Genomic DNA, 20,363 nt, shown 5'->3' with positions numbered 1-20,363 from the left:
ATGCTATTTCAGGATTGAGACGTTTCTCCGATAGCTTTCCTTGGGTCGGCCGCGAAAAATATTGGATCTTTTTGAAAAAAGCGCCAAAGCCCTGGAAATGCAGGATCAAAATAAGGAAGCATCGCGACATCCATGGGTCGCGGCCAGACAGATTGCCACCGTCGCAAAGGGGCATGATGGACGCAGAGTCGGCCAAGGGCATGATCCGCATGTCCAAAATCGAAAGGACCCTCAATGTCCGCTCCATCGCCTGTCCCCACCGAAAAGAGCATCCTGCAGTTTCTCCAGATTTGCGATAGCTTCTATCCCGCGGACGCCGTCGAAGCCCCGGTCGAGCAGCAGCGGCATTGGTACGATACTCTCTGCGCGCGCTTCGACCGCCCGTTGCCCCCGGATATGATTTTTGCGGATGGCATGGTTCAGCGCATACCGATCCGGCGCTACCGTCCGCGGAAAATCATCACCCGGACTGTTCTGCTCTATCTCCATGGCGGCGGCTTCGTCGTCGGTTCGCTTGAGAGCCATCACGCCATCTGCGCCGAGATCGCCGACTTTGCCGGCGCCGAACTCGTTTCCGTCGATTACCGGCTGGCCCCTGAATATCGCTGGCCGGCACAGACGGACGACGGCTTCGCCGTGCTCAAACATCTGCTTGCCGCCGGCAACAAAGTCGTGCTGATCGGTGACAGCGCCGGCGGCAATCTCGCGGCCGGCCTTGCCTTACGGGCGCGCGATGAGGAGCTGTCGGGCGTCGTCGGCCAGGTGCTGATCTACCCCAGCCTCGGCGGTGATCTCGATACAGGGTCCTATGTGGAAATGGCCGCCGCACCCGGCCTGACGACGGCCGATGTCGCCTATTATCGCGAAATCCTGCGGGCACCTGAAGGAAATGCGATCGCCGAGCCGCTGCAGGCAGCTTCGCTCGTCGGACTGCCGCCGACCTTCATCACCGTCGCGCATTTCGATCCGCTTCGCGATGACGGCCGGCACTATGCCGCCCGGCTGACTGCGGAGGACATTGAAGTCTGGTTCCGGGAGGAGCCGCAGATGGTGCATGCCTGGCTGCGCGCCCGCCATATGAGCGATGGCGCGCGCGACGGCTTCCGCGCAGTCTGCGAGGCCGTCAGGCATTTCGCGATGCTTTGACGATCACATCAGATCGCGCGCAATCTTCTTTTCCGCGAAGATCTTTTCGAAGATCTGCACGTCGTCCTCGAACGCAGTGACGACGGCGCTGACGATCCAATCGGTTGCGGTACAGGCAATCCGCGCCGTTGCCACGGTCCGCACGAACCAGCCGGGACGGTGCATGTCGCAGGTCCAGGTCGACACACCGGTCATCGACAGCGGATCATCCGGCGAAATCGACCAGACTTCCTCGCGCAATTGCCGGGTCGACAGGCCCGTCTCAGGATGTTCATAAAGCCCGGTCTCCTCGTGGATGCGATAGTCCGTCCGATTGGCCGAGAGATCCCGGACGATCTGCCGTGTCGTCGCGGCAGCCGCGTGCTCGATATATCTCGGCAGGGAATCGGGATTGGCCGGCGCCGCGATAGCGATGCTGCGATGGTCGCCGAGCACCGGCAACCCCAGACCGAGCGAGGCGATATCGATGTCGATCCCTTCGTCCTCAGGCGGCGGTAGGATCATCGGCCAATAGGCGGTGGACAGCGAAAGGCGGATGCGATGCCCGTTGCGGAAGCGATAGCCGCAGGCATCGAGCACCAGCCGGATCGACACCGTCTCGCCTGGGATCAGCGGTTTCGGATCGGCATTGCCGTCGCGGTGAGTAAGATTGACGACGCCGAAGGCGACGCGCATGGCCGTGCCGTCGGGATGGACGTCGATCAGCCGGGCGCAGAGATTTGCATGCGCCGCCCGGGGGCGCAGCCGCAGTGTCAGCACCGGCCGGCCGAGATAGTCGCAATCATGGGCAAGCGGTATAGTATCGAAGACCAGCGAGCCGGCATCGTCCGAGCGTTGATCAATTGCCATTTCGGCGTCGGGCTTGAGCGTGAAATATTCACCCGATGCCGTGCCGGTATCGAGAGGAGACTTGAGATAGACCGGATGCTCGGGCGCATGCGGGATCGGCATGCCTTCGGTCAGCCTGCCGAATTGCTCGACGTAGAAACATTGCATATGCGGCGGCGTCCAGACATCACGCGCGATCCAGAAACCGGGATCGCTGTCGCGCCGCGGCGCCGGGCGGACGGCATCGAGAATATAGGCGCGGGCCTGCGGCAGCCCGTCGATGCCATTGTCCTCGCCACGAAGCCATTTGTTCCACCAGGCGATCGCTTCGCCATGGAAATCGGCGCGCGGTTTCGGCCAGGCGAAGTGCGGATATTTGTGCACCCAGGGACCGATTAGCGCTTTCGCCTTCTCGCCCAGACCCTCGACCGCCATCAGCGGCGTATTGCGGTAGCCATCCGCCCAGCCGGCAATGACGAGCGTCGGAATCTCGACGCTCGAAAAATCCTCCGAGATCGAGCCATGACGCCAGAAATCATCGCGCCGCTGATGGGCCAGCCACTCCTCCATGAAAAAGGGTTCGCCCGCCAGGCGCTCAAGCCACATCGCCTTCCAGCGCTCGCCGACAAGTGCCGGATCGGGCGGACGCGACTGGTAGCCAAGCATCGTCGCCGCCCATGAGAGTTGGGCCGAGAGATGGCAGCCGTTCTTGTAGTGGATATCGTCATTATAACGGTCGACGGTCGAGGCGATCGAGATGACGGCTTTGAGCGCCGGCGGGCGCAGGGCTGCGACCTGCAGGCTGTTGAAGCCGCCCCAGGAGATGCCCATCATGCCGACCGAGCCGTTCGACCAGGGCTGCGCCGCGATCCAGGCGATCACTTCGCAGGCATCGGCAAGCTCTCGCTCGGTATATTCGCCGTCGATGACGCCGTCGGATTCGCCCGATCCGCGGATATCGACCCGCACGCCGGCAATGCCGGCGGCGGCGAACACCGGATAGGTCGACTCGTCCCTGGGGCTGGTCCCGTCCCGCTTGCGGTAGGGCAGGAATTCGAACACGGCAGGAACGGGGTTCTGCTCAGCGCCGTCGGGCATCCAGATGCGTGCCGCCAGCCGCGTCCGATCCTTCAAGGTGATCCACTGATTTTCGATGGTTGTGAAGCTGAGGTCTGACATTGTCATATATCCAGAAGAGCTTTAGGCATTAAGCCACACGCGGCTGCCGATGTAGCCGTTGGACATATCGTTGCCGATATCGTCGACATATCCCTTCAGCATTTTCGAAGAGGCCATGATGTAGTCGTTGAAGACGGGCAGAATCAGACCGCCATCGTCTCGCACCATCAGGGCCAATTGCCGATAAAGCACCTTGCGCTTAGCCTCATCAAGTTCTGACCTTGCTTGCAGAACCAATTTGTCGAAGTCAGGGCGCTTGAAACGCGTGTCGTTCCATTCTGCGGTCGACAGGTAAGAGGTGGAATAGCGCGAATCCTGGGTCGGACGACCGCCCCAGAACGAGGCGCAGAAGGGCTGCTTGTTCCAGACATTGGTCCAGTAGCCGTCTTCCGGTTCGCGCTTGACGTCGATCGTGATGCCGGCCTTGCGCGCGCTTTGCTGGAACAGGATCGCCGCATCCACAGCGCCCGGAAAGGCTGCGTCTGACGTGAGCAGCTGAATGGAGCGGTCGAGACCCGCTTTCTTGAAGTGGAAGGCGGCCTTGTCTGGATCATAAGGGCGCTGCTCGATATCGGTCGGGGCGAGAGCGTAGTTAGAATTGACCGGATAGTCGTTGCCGATGGCTCCGTAGCCGCCCAGAACCTTGTCGAGGATCGCCTGACGATCGATGGCATATTTCAGCGCAAGCCGAAGATCAGTGTTGTCGAAGGGAGCCGTGTCGCAATGCATTAGGAAACAATAGAAGCCCTTGCCTGCATTCCGGAGGATTTCGACGGTCGGTGCTCGCTGCAGCATCGGGACTGTCTTGGGGTCGACATTGTTGACGAAATGGACTTGGCCGGAGGCAAGTGCGGCAACGCGGGCGGTATTGTCGTTGATGACGAGGATTTCGACACTGTCGACAAAGCCGCGGTCGGAGCGCCAATCCTTCGGGTTTTTCTCGAAGGTTGCGTGAACGCCCGGTTCGAAGCTTTTCAGAATGTAAGGACCTGTACCGATGGCCGCCGCAGGCTTGTCGAGGCCGCCCTTCGGTTGGATGATCAGGTGATAGTCGGTCAAAAGCAAAGGTAGGTCCGCATTGCCTTTCGAAAGTGTGAGGACAAGGTCGCCCGCTTTTTCTTCGATACCGGTGATCGAGGCCATGAGTCCCAGAGCGCCCGACTGCGAATTCTTGTCCGCGTGTCGCTTCAGTGTCGCGACGATGTCCGCGACGGTCATCTTGCTGCCGTCGTGAAACTGCACGTCGTTCCTGATTTTGAAAGTCCAGACGGATGCGTCCGCCGATGGCGTCCAGGAAGTCGCCAGCGACGGCAAGGGCGTACCGGTCTTAGGGTCGGATTCGACAAGGGTGTCGCCCCAGAGACGGCCAATCACGAACAACACCGAGGCGCTATAGGTCGCGGGATCGAGCGCATCACTGGTGGCGCCGCCCTTGAGACCGAGTTTCAGATGACCACCGCGCTTCGCTTCCTGCGCGCGGGCATCGCGCGGCATCAAGAGGCCGGAGGTGAGGACTGGCAAAGCACCCAGCGCGACGGCACCGCCAACGAAGTGACGGCGGCCGATACTCAGGGGCGAAGATTGATCCTTTTCACGTGTCATTTCAGTTCCCTTTTCAACGTTATTAGAGGGGAACGTAGAGATCAGGCTGCTTCACGCAATTTCGCGACTTGACGCATCTTTGAGCGAGTTTACGCTGCTATCCTCAAGACGGAACCGCCGATGCCCCACCTAGTCGAGAACCTCAAGATCGCCTGTGCCACGCAGCGTTCCATTTCGCATCTTTGCCGCGCGATCGACATCAACCGACAGCAATTCAATCGATATATCAACGGCCAGACGAGGCCGTCTGCCCATAATCTCGCGCGCATAGCCAAGTATTTCGATCTCGACGCGGCCGACTTCGGTCTCGCTCCCAGGCTATTTCGCGAGCGGCTTCGCAAACCGACTCTAGACCTCAATCAAAGTTCCGAACTATTAAGGGCGTTCCCAGGCGATCTGACCGCGCTCCGGCGCCATATTGGCTATTTCCAGACCTATCATCGCTCCCCGTCCTGGCCGGGAATGGTTGTCTGTTCGTGCAGCCGCTTTGTGGAGAAGGGTGGGCTTGTGCATGTCAAATCAATGGAGCGTCTGCGGGACGCTGGAAACGGCATCCAGCAATTTTCGAAATATGTCGGCCTTGCGGCCTTCTATCGAAACCGGATCTTCATTACGGAGCGAGTCGTCGGCCCAAATCCGGTACTTTCACAGACGATCCTCCTGCCATTCGATGAGTACCAGCGCGTCTATCTGCGCGGGACGACAATGGGAATCTCGTGGCGACGGGAAAATCTCCCGTATGCGTCGCGGATGATCTGGCGGCATGTCGGCGCCGAGCCCAACCTGCGCGAGCTTCTGTCGCGTTGCGGACCATTGCCGCTGTCTTCACGCCAGCTGCCACCGACGGTGCGCTCGTTCCTCGCAGATCCATCCGCGGAAGTGTATGCGGTGCCGGCAGAGTATTGAAGACACCAATTTCCAACGAAGCCATCATATCCGGATGAGTGCCGAACGATTTCGCGCCTTCAATTCCCGGCGCTTGCCATCTTCCGCGTCGTCAGTACCCGTTCTAGCCAGCCAATTTCCATTTCCGGCACCGATTTCAACAGCAGATCGGTGTAATCATCGAAGGGTGGCGACAGTGCCGTCGATTTCGGCCCGAAGCGCACCAGCTTGCCGCGATGCATCACCGCCACGCTGTCGGCAATCGCCCGGACGATCGCGATGTCGTGCGTGATGAAGATATAGGACAGCTGTTCCTCCTGTTGCAGACGCAGCAGCAGCTTGAGGATGCCCTCGGCCACCAGCGGATCGAGCGCCGAAGTCGGCTCGTCGCAGAGGATGAGTTCCGGCTTGGCGGCAAGGGCCCTCGCGATCGCCACCCGCTGCTTCTGGCCGCCGGAGAGTTCGGCCGGGTAGCGGTCGATGAAGCCGTTGCCCATCTCGATCTGATCGAGCAATTCCTTCACTCTGGCCGTCTTCTCGGCACCTCTGAGGCCGTAATAGAAGGTCAACGGCCGGCCGATGATGTCGCGCACCGTCTGCCTCGGGTTCATCGCCGTGTCGGCCATTTGATAGATCAGCTGGATACGCCTGAGGTCGTCGTTCGGCCGGTTCTTCAGATCGGGCACCAGTGGCTTGCCGTCGAAGACGATGCGTCCGCTCCTCGGCGGCAAGAGGCCGGTAATGGCGCGTGCCAGGCTCGATTTTCCGGAGCCGGATTCGCCGACGACGGCAAGCGTCTGCCCCTTCGGCACATGCAGCGAGACATCGTGCAATACCTTAAAGCCGTTGGAATATTCGGCGCTGACATTCTCCACTTTGAGAAGTGCAGCGGACTGATCGGCGGCTTCCTCGCGATAGGCCTGCCTGACATTGACGAGAGCACGGGTATAGTCCTGTCGCGGCGCCTCGATGATCTGTTGAACGCTGCCATACTCCACCTGCTTGCCATGTCGCAGAACCATGATGTCGTCGGAAATCTGCGCGACGACAGCAAGATCGTGGGTGATGTACAGGGCAGCCGTGTGGGTTTCTTCGATCGCATGTTTGATCGCCGCCAGCACGTCGATCTGCGTGGTGACGTCAAGGGCTGTGGTCGGCTCGTCGAAAACGATGAGCTCGGGGTTGGAGCAGAGCGCCATCGCCGTCATCGCACGCTGCAGCTGGCCGCCGGAAACCTGATGGGCAAAGCGCTCGCCGAAGGTTTCGGGGTTGGGCAGGCCGAGGACGCGGAACAGATAAAGCGCCCGTTTGCGCGCCTCCTCCCTGGTCATCAAGCCATGCTTGAGCGAGGCTTCGATCACCTGGTCGCCAAGTCGGTGCGCCGGATTGAACGCGGCCGCCGCCGATTGCGCGACATAGCAGACCCGGGCACCGCGGATTTTCCGGATGCCGTTCTTCCCCAACGCCAGGATATCGGCGCCGTCGAGCCGCACCTCGCCGCCGGTGATTTCGGCGCCGCCGCGGCCGTAGGCAAGCGCCGAGAGGCCGATCGTCGACTTGCCGGCGCCCGATTCTCCGATCAGGCCGAGGACCTTGCCCTTCTTGAGGTCGAAGGAAACGCCGTCGACGATCGTCACCCGCTTGGGCGGCTCGCCCGGCGGATAGCTGGTCGCCTCGATCTTGAGATTGCGAACGGAAAGAAGCTCAGGCATCGCCGCGCCCTCCCTTGAGGCTGGATGTACGTTTCAGCAGCCAGTCGACGACGAGATTGACGCAGACGGCGAGCACGGCGATCGCCGTGCCCGGCACCAGCGCGGCCGATATGCCGAAGATGATGCCGTCCTTGTTGTCCTTGACCATGCCGCCCCAGTCGGCCGCCGGCGGCTGGATGCCCAGACCGAGGAAGGAAAGTGTCGAGAGGAACAGGATCGAGAAGGCGAAGCGCAGGCCGAACTCGGCCAGCAGCGGCGACAGCGTGTTCGGCAGGATTTCGCGGAAGATGATCCAGAGCTTGCCTTCGCCGCGCAGCTTGGCCGCCTCGACGAATTCCATCACCGCGACGTCGAGCGCGACGGCGCGGCCGAGACGATAGACACGGGTAGAATCGAGGATCGCCATGACAAGAATCAGGACGATCATATTCTGCGGCAGGACTGCAAGCACCACCAGTGCGAAGATCAACGTCGGGATCGACATCATCAGATCGTTGAAGCGGGAAAAGATCGTGTCGACGAGGCCGCGCGAGACGGCCGCGGTGAAGCTCAGGATGATGCCGAGCGAGAAGGAGATGATGGTGGCGGCGGAGGCGACGAGCAGCGTCGTGCGCGCGCCATAGATCAGGCGCGAGAGGATGTCGCGGCCGAGATTGTCGAGGCCGAAGATATAGTGATCGTCCGGCAGCTGCCAGACGTCGCCCAGGACCTGCGTCTCCCCATAGGGAGCGATCCAGGGTGCGAAGAGCGCGAAGATGAAGGCCAGGGCAATGCCTGTTATGCCGATCCAGGCGGTGATGGGAATGTCTCTTGCTCTCATCGCGGATGCCTCAGCCTTGGATTGGCGACGATCGCGAGGATATCTGCGATCATGTTGAGGAAGATGTAGACGGCTGCGAAGATCAGGCCGCAGGCCTGCACCACAGGCATGTCGCGCACGGTGACCGCGTCGACCATATATTGCCCCATGCCGGGATAGACGAAGACGACTTCGACGACGACGACGCCGACAACGAGATAGGCAAGGTTCAATGCGACGACGTTGATGATCGGGGCCAGCGCATTGGGAGCAGCGTGCTTGACGATTGATCGGAAGGCGCCGAGGCCCTTCAGCTCGGCGGTCTCCATATAGGCCGACGACATGACCGACAGGATCGCCGCCCTCGTCATGCGCATCATGTGCGCCAGCACGACGAGCACCAGGGTCGCGGTCGGCAGTGCGATCGCCTTCAACCGCTCGACGAAACCCATGCTGTCGTAGACGGTCGCCGGAAAGGTCGCCATGCCGAGCTTCACTGCGAAGACGAGGATCAGCAGATAGCCGATGAAGAATTCCGGCAGCGAGATCGCCGCAAGCGAAATCACATTGATGATCTTATCCGGCAGGCGGTTGCGGAAATGCACCGAGAGCATGCCGAGGCCGACGGCGAGCGGCACTGAAATCACCGCCGCAAAACCCGCCAGAAAAAGCGAATTGCCGAGGCGCTTGCCGATCTGCTCGCTCACCGAATTCTTGCTCGCCCAGGAGGTGCCGAAGTCACCTTGAACTGCATTGCCGAGCCACTCGACGTAACGCGTCGTCACCGGCCGGTTCAGCCCGAGATCCTGACGGATATTGGCAACGGCCTGCGGTGTGGCCGACTGGCCGAGATAGGTGGTGGCGAAATCGCCGGGCAGCGCTTCCAGGCCGCCGAAAATCAGGATGGAAACAGCGAAAAGCAGGATGATGCTGAGCACGAAGCGCTCGAGGATGAGGGCAAGCAGCGGAAAACGCTGCCGCAACCTCAAGCCCGGCAAGATATTGCTCGGGGCAGGATTGGTCATGGCGAAGGCCTCTCGTAAAACGTCAGGAGGGACCGCAGGTTTCATCCCGCGGTCCCGGCTTCGTCGGAGATCGAAGGGCGTTGCGCCCCTCAGGCGTCCAGCCAGACGCGGGTTGCGACATAGCCGTTCGACATATCGTTGCCGATGTCGTGGACATAACCCTTCACCTGCTTGGTGGAGGCGTTTACGAAGTCATTGAACATCGGCAGGATCACGCCGCCCTCGTCGCGCACCATCATCGCCATGGCGCGGTACATGTCCTTGCGCTTGGCTTCATCAAGCTCGGAGCGGGCAGCTAGCAGCAGCTTGTCGAAATCGGGCCGCTTGAACTTGGTGTCGTTCCAGTCCGCCGTCGAGAGATAGGCGGTGGAATACATCTGGTCCTGCGTCGGACGGCCGCCCCAGTAAGAGGTCGAGAAGGGCTGGACGTTCCAGACATTGGTCCAGTAGCCGTCGCCCGGCTCGCGCTTGACCTCGATCTCGATCCCGGCCTTCTTGCAGCTTTCCTGGTAGAGCACGGCCGCGTCGACGCCGCCGGGGAAAGCGACTTCCGAGGTGCGCAAAAGGACCGAGCCGCTATGGCCCGATTTCTTGTAATGGAAGGCGGCCTTGTCAGGATCGTAGACGCGCTGCTCGATGCCTTCGGGGAACAGCGCATAGGTGCTGTTGATCGGAAAGTCGTTGCCGACCTTGCCGTAACCGCCGAGGATCTTCTGCACCATGGTTTCGCGATCCATGGCGTATTTCAGCGCCAGGCGCAGGTCGTTGTTGTCGAACGGCGCCTTATCGCAGTGCATGATGAAGACGTAATGGCCGCGGCCGGCGGTCGAGAGGATCTCGACGTTGGGCGCGCGCTTCAGCAGGTTGACGGTCTTCGGATCGACACGGTTGATGTAATGCACCTGGCCGGACGAGAGCGCCGCGATGCGGGCGGTCGCATCGTTCATGCCGATGACCTCGATCGAATCGACATAACCCCGGTCGCTGCGCCAGTCATCCTTGTTCTTCTCGAAAGTGGCCCGCACGCCCGCTTCGAAGCTCGTCAGCTTATAGGGGCCGGTGCCAATCGAGGCGAGAGGATCGTCGACGCCGCCGTTCGGCTGGATGACCAGATGGTAGTCGGAGAGCAGCAGCGGCATGTCGGCATTGCCTTCGCTGAGCGTCAGCACGAGATTGCCGCCGTCGGCCTTGATCTCCTTGATCGAGCCGAGCACACCGAGCGCCCCGGATTCCGATTTTTTATCGGTGTGGCGCTTCAGCGTCGCGACGACGTCGTCGATCGTCAGCTCCTTGCCGTCGTGGAACTTGACGCCCTTGCGGATCTTGAAGGTCCAGGTCACCGCGTCTTTCGACGGCTCCCAGGATTCGGCGAGCGCCGGCACGGCGGCACCGGTCAGCGGGTCTGACTCAACCAGCATGTCGCCCCAGCAACGGCCGACGCAGAACATGAACTGCGACAGGAATTTCGCCGGGTCCTTGGAATCCGTGGCAGCACCGCCTTCGAGGCCAAGCTTCAGATGGCCGCCACGCTTCGGTTCGGCGGCTTCGGCGCTTTCGGTGAAGAGCTTGTCGGCGACGGCAAGTGTGATGCCCGCCGCCATGGCGCGTCCCATGAATTCGCGGCGGCTGAGCCCGCCCGCAGTGACGCGGCTTGCAAGATATTTCGTATAGTCGTTCATTCCCCAGTTCCTTCTTTATGGTGCGTTGACAGAACTTCCGGGCAGGATCGCAGGCGGTTTCCTCTCCACCTCCGGTGCCCGCATCATGCGGGAAACATTGCGGTTGCTGCCGCCTGCTTATTGTCCTTTCCAAATGGGGTTGCGCTTTTCCGCGAAGGCGCGAGCGCCTTCCAATTGGTCTTCGCTCGAATAGAGGCGGTCGACGGTTGCAAACTGCCGTTTGGTGATCTTGTTCATGGCAGTCTGGAACGTCGAACCCTCCGCTTCGCGCACGATTTCCTTGATGGCCGCATAGACGAGCGGCGGCCCGCTTGCGAGCAGCCGGGCAAGCTCCCAGACTCTCTCCATCAGGCGGTTGGCCGGCAGGATCTCGTTGACGAAGCCCCAGCGATGCGCCTCGTGCACGTCGAGCCAGCGTCCCGTCAAAAGCATGTCCATGGCGATGTGATAGGGGATGCGTTTCGGCAGCTTGATCGACGCCGCATCGGCCACCGTGCCCGAGCGGATTTCCGGCAGGGCGAACGTCGCATGCTCGGCGGCGAGGATCAGGTCGGCCGAAAGCGCGATCTCCAGTCCGCCGCCGCAACAGATGCCGTTGACCGCACAAATGACCGGCTTGTTGAGGTCACGCAGCTCCTGCAGCCCGCCGAAGCCGCCGACACCGTAATCGCCGTCGACCGCATCGCCTGATGCAGCCGCCTTGAGATCCCATCCGGCGCAAAAGAATTTCTCGCCGGCGCCCGTCACGATGGCGACGCGCAACTCGGGATCGTCGCGAAAATCCCGAAAGATCAGTCCCATGGCACGGCTGGTCGCAAGGTCGATGGCATTTGCCTTCGGCCGGTCGATGACGACTTCCAGCACGCCGCCGTCACGTCGTGTGCGAATATGATCGCTCAAACCTGCGTTACCTCCTTCGCCGTATGAGAGCATCGACTGCGGCCACACCGCGCCCTTCGGGAAGAACCATCAACGGATTAAGGTCCAGTTCTTCCAGGCGCACCGCATTCTTTACGACATATTCTGCCGTAGCTGCGACAGCATCGACGGCAGCTTCGAGATCGCCCCTCGGCCGGCCGCGATAGCCATGAATCAATTTCGCAATCTTGAGACGCGAAATCGCGGCGTGGATCTCGGCTCTCGTCGCCGGCAGCGGCAAGATGACGGAATCCTCGAGCAATTCGACGAAAATTCCGCCCGCTCCCAGTGTCAGCGACAATCCGAAGACGGGATCGCGGGTGGCGCCGACGATGAGTTCCGCGACCGGAGGCTCGACCATCTTCTCGACGAGATAACCGGCATCGCAGTCCATGGCCGCTGCTGCATCCGATACCGCCTGCGAATTCCTGAGATCGAGTACCACAGCCCCTGCCTCGGTCTTGTGCGCTATGCCGAGCCCCTTCAGAACGACGGGGAAGCCGAGCTGTTCGCCCTGTTCGGCAGCCTCGCGGGGAGAAAAGGCCTGCAGCCCTCGGGGAACGCGAAGGCCGCAGGCAGAAAGTTCGATCTTTGCATCAGCTTCCGTCAGCGTTTCGATCTCACCGTCCATAGGGCGCACATCGAGCAGCGGGAATGGCGGCGGGCGATCCCAGGCCCTGCCGATGCCGGCGGCGACCTCAGCTGCAACCATGGCTTCGTCGATGCCCGAGAAGGCGACGATGCCATTGGCCATCAGCCGATCTGCGACAGGTTCGGGCATATTCTCCGGAAGCGTCGCGAGAAGGCCGGCCAGCGCACCGGTGGCAGAGACGGCAGTGATGACCGCATCTGCCGTCATTGCCCATTCGGACGCATCACAGCGGTCGCTGCGGGGAAAGTCGAGGACGACCAGATTGAGGGCATAGCCGCCTTTGAACATGGCGCTGAAGGCTTCGGTTTGGCGGGCGAAATCACCCCAGACGAAAGTGTGGTAGTCGAGCGGATTGGACAGCGTCACCATCTCGCCCAGCACCCGCCGAAGGCGCGGCAATTGTTGCGGCTGCAGCGAGGGGAATTCGATATTGCGGCCGACGGCCGCATCCGCGATCAGCGAAGCTTCGCCGCCCGAGCAGCTCATCGACGAGATCGACCGGCCTGGGAGAGGGCCGGCGACATGCAGCAGCTTCAGGGTTTCCAGCAATGCCGGCAGGCTTTGGACACGGCCGATGCCGAGGCGGGCAAGCACGGCATCGGCCACCGCATCGCTGCCGGCGAGCGAAGCGGTGTGCGACACCGCCGCCTGTTTTGCCTGCTCGGATCTGCCGACCTTCAGCACGACCACAGGCTTCTTGGACTGGCGGGCAATGGCGGCAAGGCGTTCGAGGCCGGAGACATCGCCGAAACCTTCAACATGAAGGCCGATCGCCGTGACGCGCGGATCCTCGATCAATGCGCAGGCGACGTCGGCAAGCGATGTCTGCGCCTGGTTGCCTGCCGTGACCACATAGGCGATCGGCAGCCCACGGGTCTGCATGGTCAGGTTGATGGCGATGTTGGAAGACTGCGTGAGGATCGCCACGCCGTATTCGATGCGCTTCATACCGTGCTGGTCGGGCCAGAGCAGCGCGCCATCGAGACCGTTGATCAGCCCGTAGCAATTCGGGCCGAGGATCGGCATGCCGCCGGCTGCCGAAAGCAAGGCCTGCTGCAGGTCGGTGCCATCGGCCAGTTCCGCCGTCGCCTCGCTGAAGCCCGATGCATAACAGACCGCGCCGCCGGCACCGGCCGCGGCAAGGCTGCGCACGATCTCGACGGTGAGCGTCCTGTTGACACCGACGAAGGCGGCGTCCGGCGCCTGGGGAAGATCGGATACGGAGCGATAGCAACGCCGTCCCAGCACCTCGTCGAGTTTGGGATGGACGGGCCAGATCTCACCTGAAAAACCCATGCGGTCGCACTGCTCGATCACCCTGCGCGCCTCGCGGCCGCCGAAGACGGCGATCGATTGCGGTCTGAGCAGGCGGTCGAGCGGGGTGGATGTCATGGGCTCATGCTCCCAAAGGCCGAAGCAGGTCGCGGCTGATGATATGCCGCTGGATTTCGGACGTGCCGTCCCAGATGCGCTCGACGCGGGCATCGCGCCAGAAGCGGGCAAGCGGCAGGTCGTCCATCAGACCCATGCCGCCGAAGATCTGGATCGCCTCATCCGTCACCCGCGCCAGCATTTCGGAGGCATAGAGTTTGGCCGAAGCGATCTGCCGGTCGGCGGCAAGGCCGGCATCGAGTCGCCAGGCGGCGGAAAGCGTCAGCCAGTCGGCTGCGTCGATCTCGGTGATCATATCGGCGAGCTTGAAGGAGACACCCTGATTGGCGCCGATCGGCCTGCCGAACTGCTTACGTTCGGCGGCATAGGGCAAAGTCATGTCGAAGACGCGGCGTGCCCGGCCGACGCAGGTGGCGGCAACCGTCAGCCGGGTGCCGTAGAGCCATTGATTGGCGATATCGAAGCCGCGATGCACCTCGCCCAACACCTGGGCTTCAGGGATCCGGCAATCGGTAAAACTGAGGGTGCAATTATGGTAGCCGCGATGCGAAACCGAATCATAGCCTTTCAGGATCTCGAATCCAGGCGTACCGCGATCGACGAGGAAGGCGGTGATCTTCTTCTTGATGCCCCTCGGCGTTTCCTCCTCGCCGGTGGCGGCAAAGACGATGACGAAATCGGCGACATCGGCATGCGAAATGAAATGTTTCGTGCCGTTGAGGACGAAGTCGCCGCCGACGCGGCGGGCGGCGCATTTCATGCCGCGCATATCGGAACCGGCATCCGGCTCGGTGATGGCAAGCGCATCGATCTTGTCGCCGCGCACCGCCGGCAGGAGATAACGCTCGCGCTGCTCGCCCTCGCAGGCCATCAGGATGCCGGAAGGCCGACCGAAGAAGACCGTCAGGCCGAGCGAACCGCGCCCGAGCTCGCGCTCGACCAGCGTGAAGGTGACATGATCGAGGCCGGCGCCGCCGACGTCTTCCGGGAAATTGCAGGCATAGAAGCCGAGATCGATGCATTTGCGCTGGATGTCGCGGCCGAGTTCCGACGGGACGATGCCGGTGCGCTCGACCTCGTTCTCATGTGGATAGATCTCGGTCTCGACGAAAGCGCGAACCGTTTCGACGATCATTTCCTGTTCTTCGCTGAGACCGAAATCCATGCCGATCCTCCTACCGCCTCTGGCCGACATGACGGCCGGCACCCTCGGGCAGCCCCAGTTCCGCATGGGACGCGGCAATCGCCTTCACTCTGTCGAGCACCACGGCGGGCGCCGCCACTGCCTTGCCCGCCTTGCTGTCGACATGCAGCAACATCTGCTCGGCGGTTGCGATAAGCTCGCCCGTCGCCGTCTCGTGCAGCGTGTGGAAGACATGCAGCCGTTTCTCGTCGGCGGCCAGGATCTGGCAGGCCGAATGGATCGCCTGCCCGAGCTTCGCCTCGCCGAGATGGCGGATATGGCTTTCCACCGTATAGTAGCTGTGCCCCGCCTCGACATAGGCAAGGTCGACGCCGACGAGGCGCAGCAGCGCATCCGACGTATCGCCAAACACCTGCAGATAGCGGTGTTCGGTCATATGGCCGTTATAGTCGACCCAGGCCGGGCTGACCTTGGTTTCGACAAGCCGCAGCGGCTTCGAAGGATCGGCGGGCATGGTCTCGCCTGCGCCTTCTGTCCAGAGCGTTCGCTCAAAGTCCTTCAGCAGTTTGCCGGCGCCCCAGCCCTTGCCGCCGTCACCGCCTTTCAGCGCCTGCAGGATACCGACGAGATTTTCGTCGCGGATGCGTTCGAGCTCGCGGATCGACAGCCCGGCCGCCTGTTCATCGGATTGCCGGCCGATCTTTTCGATCAGCGCATCGTCGAGATCGACAACATCGGTCAGCTTGGTCCAGGGCCAAGCAAGGCAGGGGCCGAACTGGGCGAGGAAGTGGCGCATGCCCGCCTCGCCGCCAGCAATGCGATAAGTCTGGAACAGACCCATCTGCGCCCAGCGCAGGCCGAAGGAATAACGGATGACGTCGTCGAGCGTCTCGACGGTGCAGATATCGTCGTGGATGAGCCAGAGGGCCTCGCGCCAGAGCGCTTCGAGCAGCCGGTCGCCGACGAAAGCCTCGATCTCCTTGGCGATGTGGACGCCTTTCATGCCGATCGGCGGCAATCTTTCCATCGCCGCCCGGATGGTCGCCGCCGAGGTCTTCTCACCGCCGACGATCTCGACGAGCGGCAGCAGATAGACCGGGTTATAGGGGTGGGCGACGAAGAGCCGTTCGGGATGCTTCATGTCGCGCTGCAGATCGGTCGGCAACAGCCCAGAAGTGGAGGAGCCGATCAGCGCGTCCGGACGCGCGGCGGCATCGATTTGGGTGAGGACGCCGCGCTTGAGATCGAGCCTTTCCGGCACACTCTCCTGAATCCAGTCGGCATCGGCAACGGCTTTCGCCAGCGTCTCGCAGAAGGTCAGCCTGCCGCGCGGTGGCAGGGGCGCGCCGGTCAGCATGGCATAGGCTTTTTCGGCATTGGCGATCACTTCGCCGACGATGCGGCCGGCTTCCGGATGCGGGTCGAACACGTCGACGTCGATGCCGGCCAGCAGGAATCGGGCGATCCATCCGCCGCCGATGACGCCGCCGCCGATACAGGCCGCCTTGCTGATCTTGGTCATGATATCCTCAGCGCTTCGTCAGCTTCAGCTTCTTGCGCACATCTTCCGGCCCGATGATCCGCGCCCCCATGCCTTCCACCACCTGCACGGCCTTTTCGACGAGCTGCGCATTGGTGGCGAGCTGGCCCTTGCCGACGAAGAGGTTGTCCTCCAGGCCGACGCGCACGTTGCCGCCGGCCAGAACCGCCGCCGCCGGATAGGCCATGGCGTTGCGGCCGATCGAGAACGCTGAGAAGGTCCAGCTCTGAGGCACGTTGTTGACCATCGCCATGAACGTGTTGAGATCGTCGGGCGCGCCCCAGGGAATGCCCATGCAGAGCTGGATCAGCACCGGGTCTTCGATCAGCCCTTCCTCGGCGAGCTGCTTGGCGAACCAGAGATGGCCGGTGTCGAAGGCCTCGATCTCAGGGCGGACGCCGAGATCCGTCATCTTCTTCGCCATGGCCCGCAGCATGGCCGGCGTGTTGGTCATAACATAGTCGCCGAGATTGAAGTTCATCGTGCCGCAGTCGAGCGTGCAGATCTCCGGCAGGCATTCGGCGACATGGCTGACGCGCTCGGTCGCGCCCACCATATCGGTGCCCTTCGGGTTAAGGGGCAGGGGACTTTCGACATTCCCGAAAATCAGGTCCCCGCCCATGCCGGCGGTGAGATTGAGGACGACGTCGATATCGGCCGAGCGGATGCGCTCGGTGACCTCCCTGTAAAGATCGTTGCGGCGGCTGGCAGCCCCCGTTTCCAGATCGCGGACATGGCAGTGAACAACAGCCGCCCCAGCCTTGGCGGCGTCGATCGCGGAAGCCGCGATCTGCTTGGGAGTGATGGGAACGTGGCTGGATTTGGAAACCGTATCGCCGGCACCGGTAACGGCGCAGGTGATGAAGACATCGCGGTTCATCGCTAGAGGCATGTTTTTGTTCTCCCCGTCTTGTCAGCCATTACGCGACAGGATCAGCGGACATGCTTTGCATTTTCGGAAGCTATCGATACATTATCGGAACAGAGGGGACATGACTTTGCTGCAGCGATCGACGGAACGGCTCGATATCGATCTTCTCGTCCTGCCGGATACGAACCTCATCCTGATCGCATCGGTCATCGAGCCGCTGCGCGGCGCCAACCGCATCGCCGGGAGCGAGCTTTATCGCTGGCGGCTGCTGACGCCGGACGGCGCGCCGGTACCGACCACCAGCCATATCGCCATCCCGGTCGAAGGCACCTTCCAGGCGACGATTGAAGACAGACCGCTCTTTGTGCTAGCCAGTTACAACTGGCACCGCAGCGCGACGCCGGCACTGAAGATGCAGCTCTCGCAGGCGGCCCGCCACCGCACGATCATTGCCGGCATCGAGTCCGGCACATGGCTGCTCGCGGAAGCAAGCCTGCTCGACGGGCTGCGGGCGACGGTCCACTGGGAGGATTACGAGGATTTTGCACTGGCCTATCCCGAGGTCAGGGCCGTCAAAGACCGTTTCGTCATCGACGGCAAGCGGCTGACGACATCAGGTTCGCTGCCGACCGTCGACCTGATGCTGGAGGTGATCCGGCAGCGGCAGGGTTATTCGCTGGCGCTCGAAGTCAGCCGGCTGTTCCGCTACGAGCAACCCTCCTTCCATGTGAACGAACCGCTTTCCGCAGCCTCGGCGGGACTGCGCATGCATGACCCGCGGGTGACGCAGGCGGTGCATCTGATGGAAGAGCATATCGAGCAGCCGCTAGTTCTCGCACGGCTCGCCCGCAGGGTGGGCGTCAGCGCCCGGCATCTGCAGGATCTCTTCCAGCAGAGCATCGGCGCGCCGCCGCATGTGCATTACCTGGCGCTGCGACTGAATGCGGCGCGCCGCAAGGTGATCGAGACGACGGCCTCCTTCGCCGACATCGCGGCGGCGACCGGCTTCAATTCGGCCTCGGCCTTTGCCAGAAGCTACCGCGCGAGTTTTTCCGAGAGCCCGTCCGAGACGAGGCGTCGCTTGCGCCGCCGCATCACACCATCGCCGGCGCCGCCATAGGCTGGAATGCTTCGCGCACCCTTTCGGCGAGTTCCCGGACGGCTTCGCTGGAACGGAAAGTGCTCCGGCGGAGCACGACCTTTGAGGAATCGACCGGCGGAAAACCGTCTTCGGCGGTCAGCTCCCGGCAGCCGGGCGGGATACTGCTGCGGGAAAGCGTGGTGACGGCAAGGCCTGCGGTCACGGCGTTCTTCAGGCCAGAACCGGTATCGGCGATGAAGGCGATCCGGTAGCTGCGGCCGATCTGCTCCAGCGAGCGCAGCGCAAAATCGCGTGACCAGGTGGAGTTGCGATAGGTCGCAACCGGCAGGGGATCGATGTCGTGCAGCCGGTGGACCATCGATGTGACCCAGACGGTGGGATCAATGCAGAGGACCTCGCCCTTGTTCTGATCGCTCCAGTCGAAAACGACGGCGAGATCGAGTTCGTCCCGTTCCAGGGCGGCAAGGTTGCGGACCGTGTAGTCGCAGGACACCGTGACCTCCACCGCCGGATGGCGCACCGCAAAGGCCGCGAGCGCCGCCGGCAGCACCGTCTGGCTGTATTCCTCGGGAATTCCGATCCGCACCGGCCCGTCGAGGGGCTTGCTGCGGATCGTCGCGGCGGCCTCGTTGAGGAGATCAATCACCCTGCGGGCATAAGGCACGAGCTGAATGCCCTGGCGGGTGAGCAGCACACCGCGGGCGCCGCGCTCGAAAAGGATCTCGCCGATCGCCGCCTCGAGCCTCTTGATCTGGGTGCTGACCGCCGACTGCGTCCGCCCGATGCGCTGGGCAGCCGCGGAGAAATTCGACGTCTCGGCGACGACCAGGAAGGTCCTCAGCAGGTTGCTTTCGATTGGTTCATGCATGCAATGGCCATAGAAAAAATCGATAGGAGCCATCTCTACTATTCGTTTGTCTTATGTCAATCGCGGGCGCAGAACTGGGCGGCGTTCGACTTCCTTCTTTGAGACCATCTGCGTGACCATTGAAAATCCGACCACGCGCCTCGCAGGCAGCGAGCACGAGAAGGGTGTGCTTCTCATCGTTGCCGCGACGCTCGCCTGGAGTGCGAGCGGCGTTTACTCGCGGCTGCTCACGACCGACGTATGGACGGCGATCGCCTGGCGGTCGTTGTTCGGAGGCCTGTTCCTGCTGATCCCCTGCCTTTTCCTCGAAGGGGGCATCTCGCGGCGGCAATGGCGTTCCGTCCTCCATCCCTCCGGTCTTGCGATGATCGCATGCCAGACTTTCAGTCAGGGATGTTTCATCGGGGCGCTCTACATGACCACCGTCGCCAATGTGACGATGATTTATGCGACGACGCCCTTCATCGCAGCCTTGTTCGGCTGGCTCATCCTCAAGGAGAGGGTTGCCAGGCGGACGCTGATCGCCGGCGCCGTTTCCCTCTTCGGCGTCGGCGTCATCGTCGCCTCGTCGATCGGCGGCGGCACGGGCTGGGGCGATCTGCTGGCGCTAGGCATGACGACGTCCTTCGCGCTCGTCATCATCATTCCGCGCATCAGCCCCGGTGTGCCGAGCCTGCCGCCGACCGTCGTCAGCGCTTTCCTGACCCTGGTCATCTTCGCGCCATTCGGCTCGGTCGGCTCGCTCGACCTGCACAACTGGATCGTCCTTGCCGCCTTCGGCGCCACCAATTTCTCGCTGGCGCTGGTGCTGTTTCTCGCCGGGGCAAAACGGATGCCGCCGGCTGAAGCGGCGCTGATCGGCACGATGGAAATCGTGCTGACGCCCTTCTGGGTCTGGCTGCTGTTTTCTGAGCAGCCGCCCGTCGCCACCTATTTCGGCGGCGCGATCATCCTCGGCGCGGTGTTCTGCCACACGGCGGTCGACTTCAACCGGGGCCGGCGGACTTACGACGGCTAAGCA

Annotated in this window: 16 protein-coding genes; 4 read left to right on the top strand and 12 right to left on the bottom strand. The window is 62.3% G+C overall.

The window, feature by feature from the left end; genetic code table 11:
- Positions 1-234: 234 nt before the first annotated feature.
- A complete protein-coding gene (locus AMK05_RS23225; RefSeq protein ID WP_064841663.1) occupies positions 235-1,146 on the top strand; it encodes an alpha/beta hydrolase in 912 nt (303 codons plus the stop codon).
- A 3-nt stretch (positions 1,147-1,149) separates the two neighbouring features.
- Here AMK05_RS23225 and AMK05_RS23220 read toward each other — a convergent pair whose 3' ends face one another.
- Positions 1,150-3,153 (bottom strand): CocE/NonD family hydrolase, encoded by a 2,004-nt coding sequence (locus AMK05_RS23220; RefSeq protein WP_064841662.1) that lies wholly within the window; start codon positions 3,151-3,153, stop codon positions 1,150-1,152.
- Between the two features lie 21 nt (positions 3,154-3,174).
- Positions 3,175-4,755 carry an ABC transporter substrate-binding protein gene (locus tag AMK05_RS23215; RefSeq protein ID WP_064841661.1) on the bottom strand — a complete coding sequence of 527 codons (1,581 nt, stop codon included), beginning with the start codon at positions 4,753-4,755 and terminating at the stop codon, positions 3,175-3,177.
- A 120-nt stretch (positions 4,756-4,875) separates the two neighbouring features.
- Here AMK05_RS23215 and AMK05_RS23210 point away from each other — a divergent pair, with 120 nt between their 5' ends.
- Positions 4,876-5,661 carry a helix-turn-helix domain-containing protein gene (locus AMK05_RS23210; protein WP_064841660.1) on the top strand — a complete coding sequence of 262 codons (786 nt, stop codon included), beginning with the start codon at positions 4,876-4,878 and terminating at the stop codon, positions 5,659-5,661.
- 59 nt (positions 5,662-5,720) lie between these two features.
- Here AMK05_RS23210 and AMK05_RS23205 read toward each other — a convergent pair whose 3' ends face one another.
- The 9 genes from AMK05_RS23205 to AMK05_RS23165 form a co-directional block, all read right to left on the bottom strand.
- On the bottom strand, positions 5,721-7,352 hold the full coding sequence (locus AMK05_RS23205; protein WP_064841659.1) for an ABC transporter ATP-binding protein: 1,632 nt from the start codon (positions 7,350-7,352) through the stop codon (positions 5,721-5,723).
- Complete coding sequence (locus tag AMK05_RS23200; RefSeq protein ID WP_064841658.1) at positions 7,345-8,172, bottom strand: ABC transporter permease; 828 nt, start codon at positions 8,170-8,172, stop codon at positions 7,345-7,347. Before AMK05_RS23200 ends, AMK05_RS23205 begins: the two co-directional genes overlap by 8 nt.
- The gene (locus tag AMK05_RS23195) at positions 8,169-9,176 is read right to left on the bottom strand and encodes an ABC transporter permease (RefSeq protein WP_064841657.1); all 1,008 of its coding nucleotides are present in this window, start codon (positions 9,174-9,176) and stop codon (positions 8,169-8,171) included. Before AMK05_RS23195 ends, AMK05_RS23200 begins: the two co-directional genes overlap by 4 nt.
- An 89-nt stretch (positions 9,177-9,265) precedes the next feature.
- Positions 9,266-10,855, bottom strand: coding sequence for an ABC transporter substrate-binding protein (locus AMK05_RS23190; RefSeq protein WP_064841656.1), 1,590 nt, complete (start codon positions 10,853-10,855; stop codon positions 9,266-9,268).
- Between the two features lie 117 nt (positions 10,856-10,972).
- Entirely contained in the window at positions 10,973-11,755 is a 783-nt protein-coding gene (locus AMK05_RS23185) for a carnitinyl-CoA dehydratase (protein ID WP_064841655.1), read from the bottom strand.
- A gap of 7 nt (positions 11,756-11,762) precedes the next feature.
- Complete coding sequence (locus AMK05_RS23180; RefSeq protein ID WP_064841654.1) at positions 11,763-13,817, bottom strand: acetate--CoA ligase family protein; 2,055 nt, start codon at positions 13,815-13,817, stop codon at positions 11,763-11,765.
- 4 nt (positions 13,818-13,821) lie between these two features.
- On the bottom strand, positions 13,822-14,982 hold the full coding sequence (locus tag AMK05_RS23175; RefSeq protein WP_064841653.1) for an acyl-CoA dehydrogenase family protein: 1,161 nt from the start codon (positions 14,980-14,982) through the stop codon (positions 13,822-13,824).
- Positions 14,983-14,992: 10 nt separating this feature from the next.
- On the bottom strand, positions 14,993-16,483 hold the full coding sequence (locus tag AMK05_RS23170) for a carnitine 3-dehydrogenase (RefSeq protein ID WP_064841652.1): 1,491 nt from the start codon (positions 16,481-16,483) through the stop codon (positions 14,993-14,995).
- A gap of 7 nt (positions 16,484-16,490) precedes the next feature.
- Positions 16,491-17,393, bottom strand: a complete 903-nt coding sequence (locus tag AMK05_RS23165) for a 3-keto-5-aminohexanoate cleavage protein (protein WP_064841651.1) — start codon at positions 17,391-17,393, stop codon at positions 16,491-16,493.
- Positions 17,394-17,493: 100 nt separating this feature from the next.
- Between AMK05_RS23165 and AMK05_RS23160 the strand changes: the two genes are divergently transcribed.
- A complete protein-coding gene (locus tag AMK05_RS23160) occupies positions 17,494-18,492 on the top strand; it encodes a GlxA family transcriptional regulator (protein WP_064841650.1) in 999 nt (332 codons plus the stop codon).
- Here the strand turns inward: AMK05_RS23160 and AMK05_RS23155 are convergent.
- A complete protein-coding gene (locus tag AMK05_RS23155) occupies positions 18,467-19,342 on the bottom strand; it encodes a LysR substrate-binding domain-containing protein (protein ID WP_064841773.1) in 876 nt (291 codons plus the stop codon). The genes AMK05_RS23160 and AMK05_RS23155 overlap by 26 nt on opposite strands.
- 112 nt (positions 19,343-19,454) lie before the next feature.
- Here AMK05_RS23155 and AMK05_RS23150 point away from each other — a divergent pair, with 112 nt between their 5' ends.
- Positions 19,455-20,360 (top strand): DMT family transporter, encoded by a 906-nt coding sequence (locus AMK05_RS23150; protein WP_064841649.1) that lies wholly within the window; start codon positions 19,455-19,457, stop codon positions 20,358-20,360.
- Positions 20,361-20,363 lie beyond the last annotated feature (3 nt).

The sequence above is a fragment of the Rhizobium sp. N324 genome, from assembly GCF_001664485.1.
Classification (GTDB): Bacteria; Pseudomonadota; Alphaproteobacteria; order Rhizobiales; family Rhizobiaceae; genus Rhizobium.
This window is presented reverse-complemented; position numbering and strand designations above follow the sequence as displayed.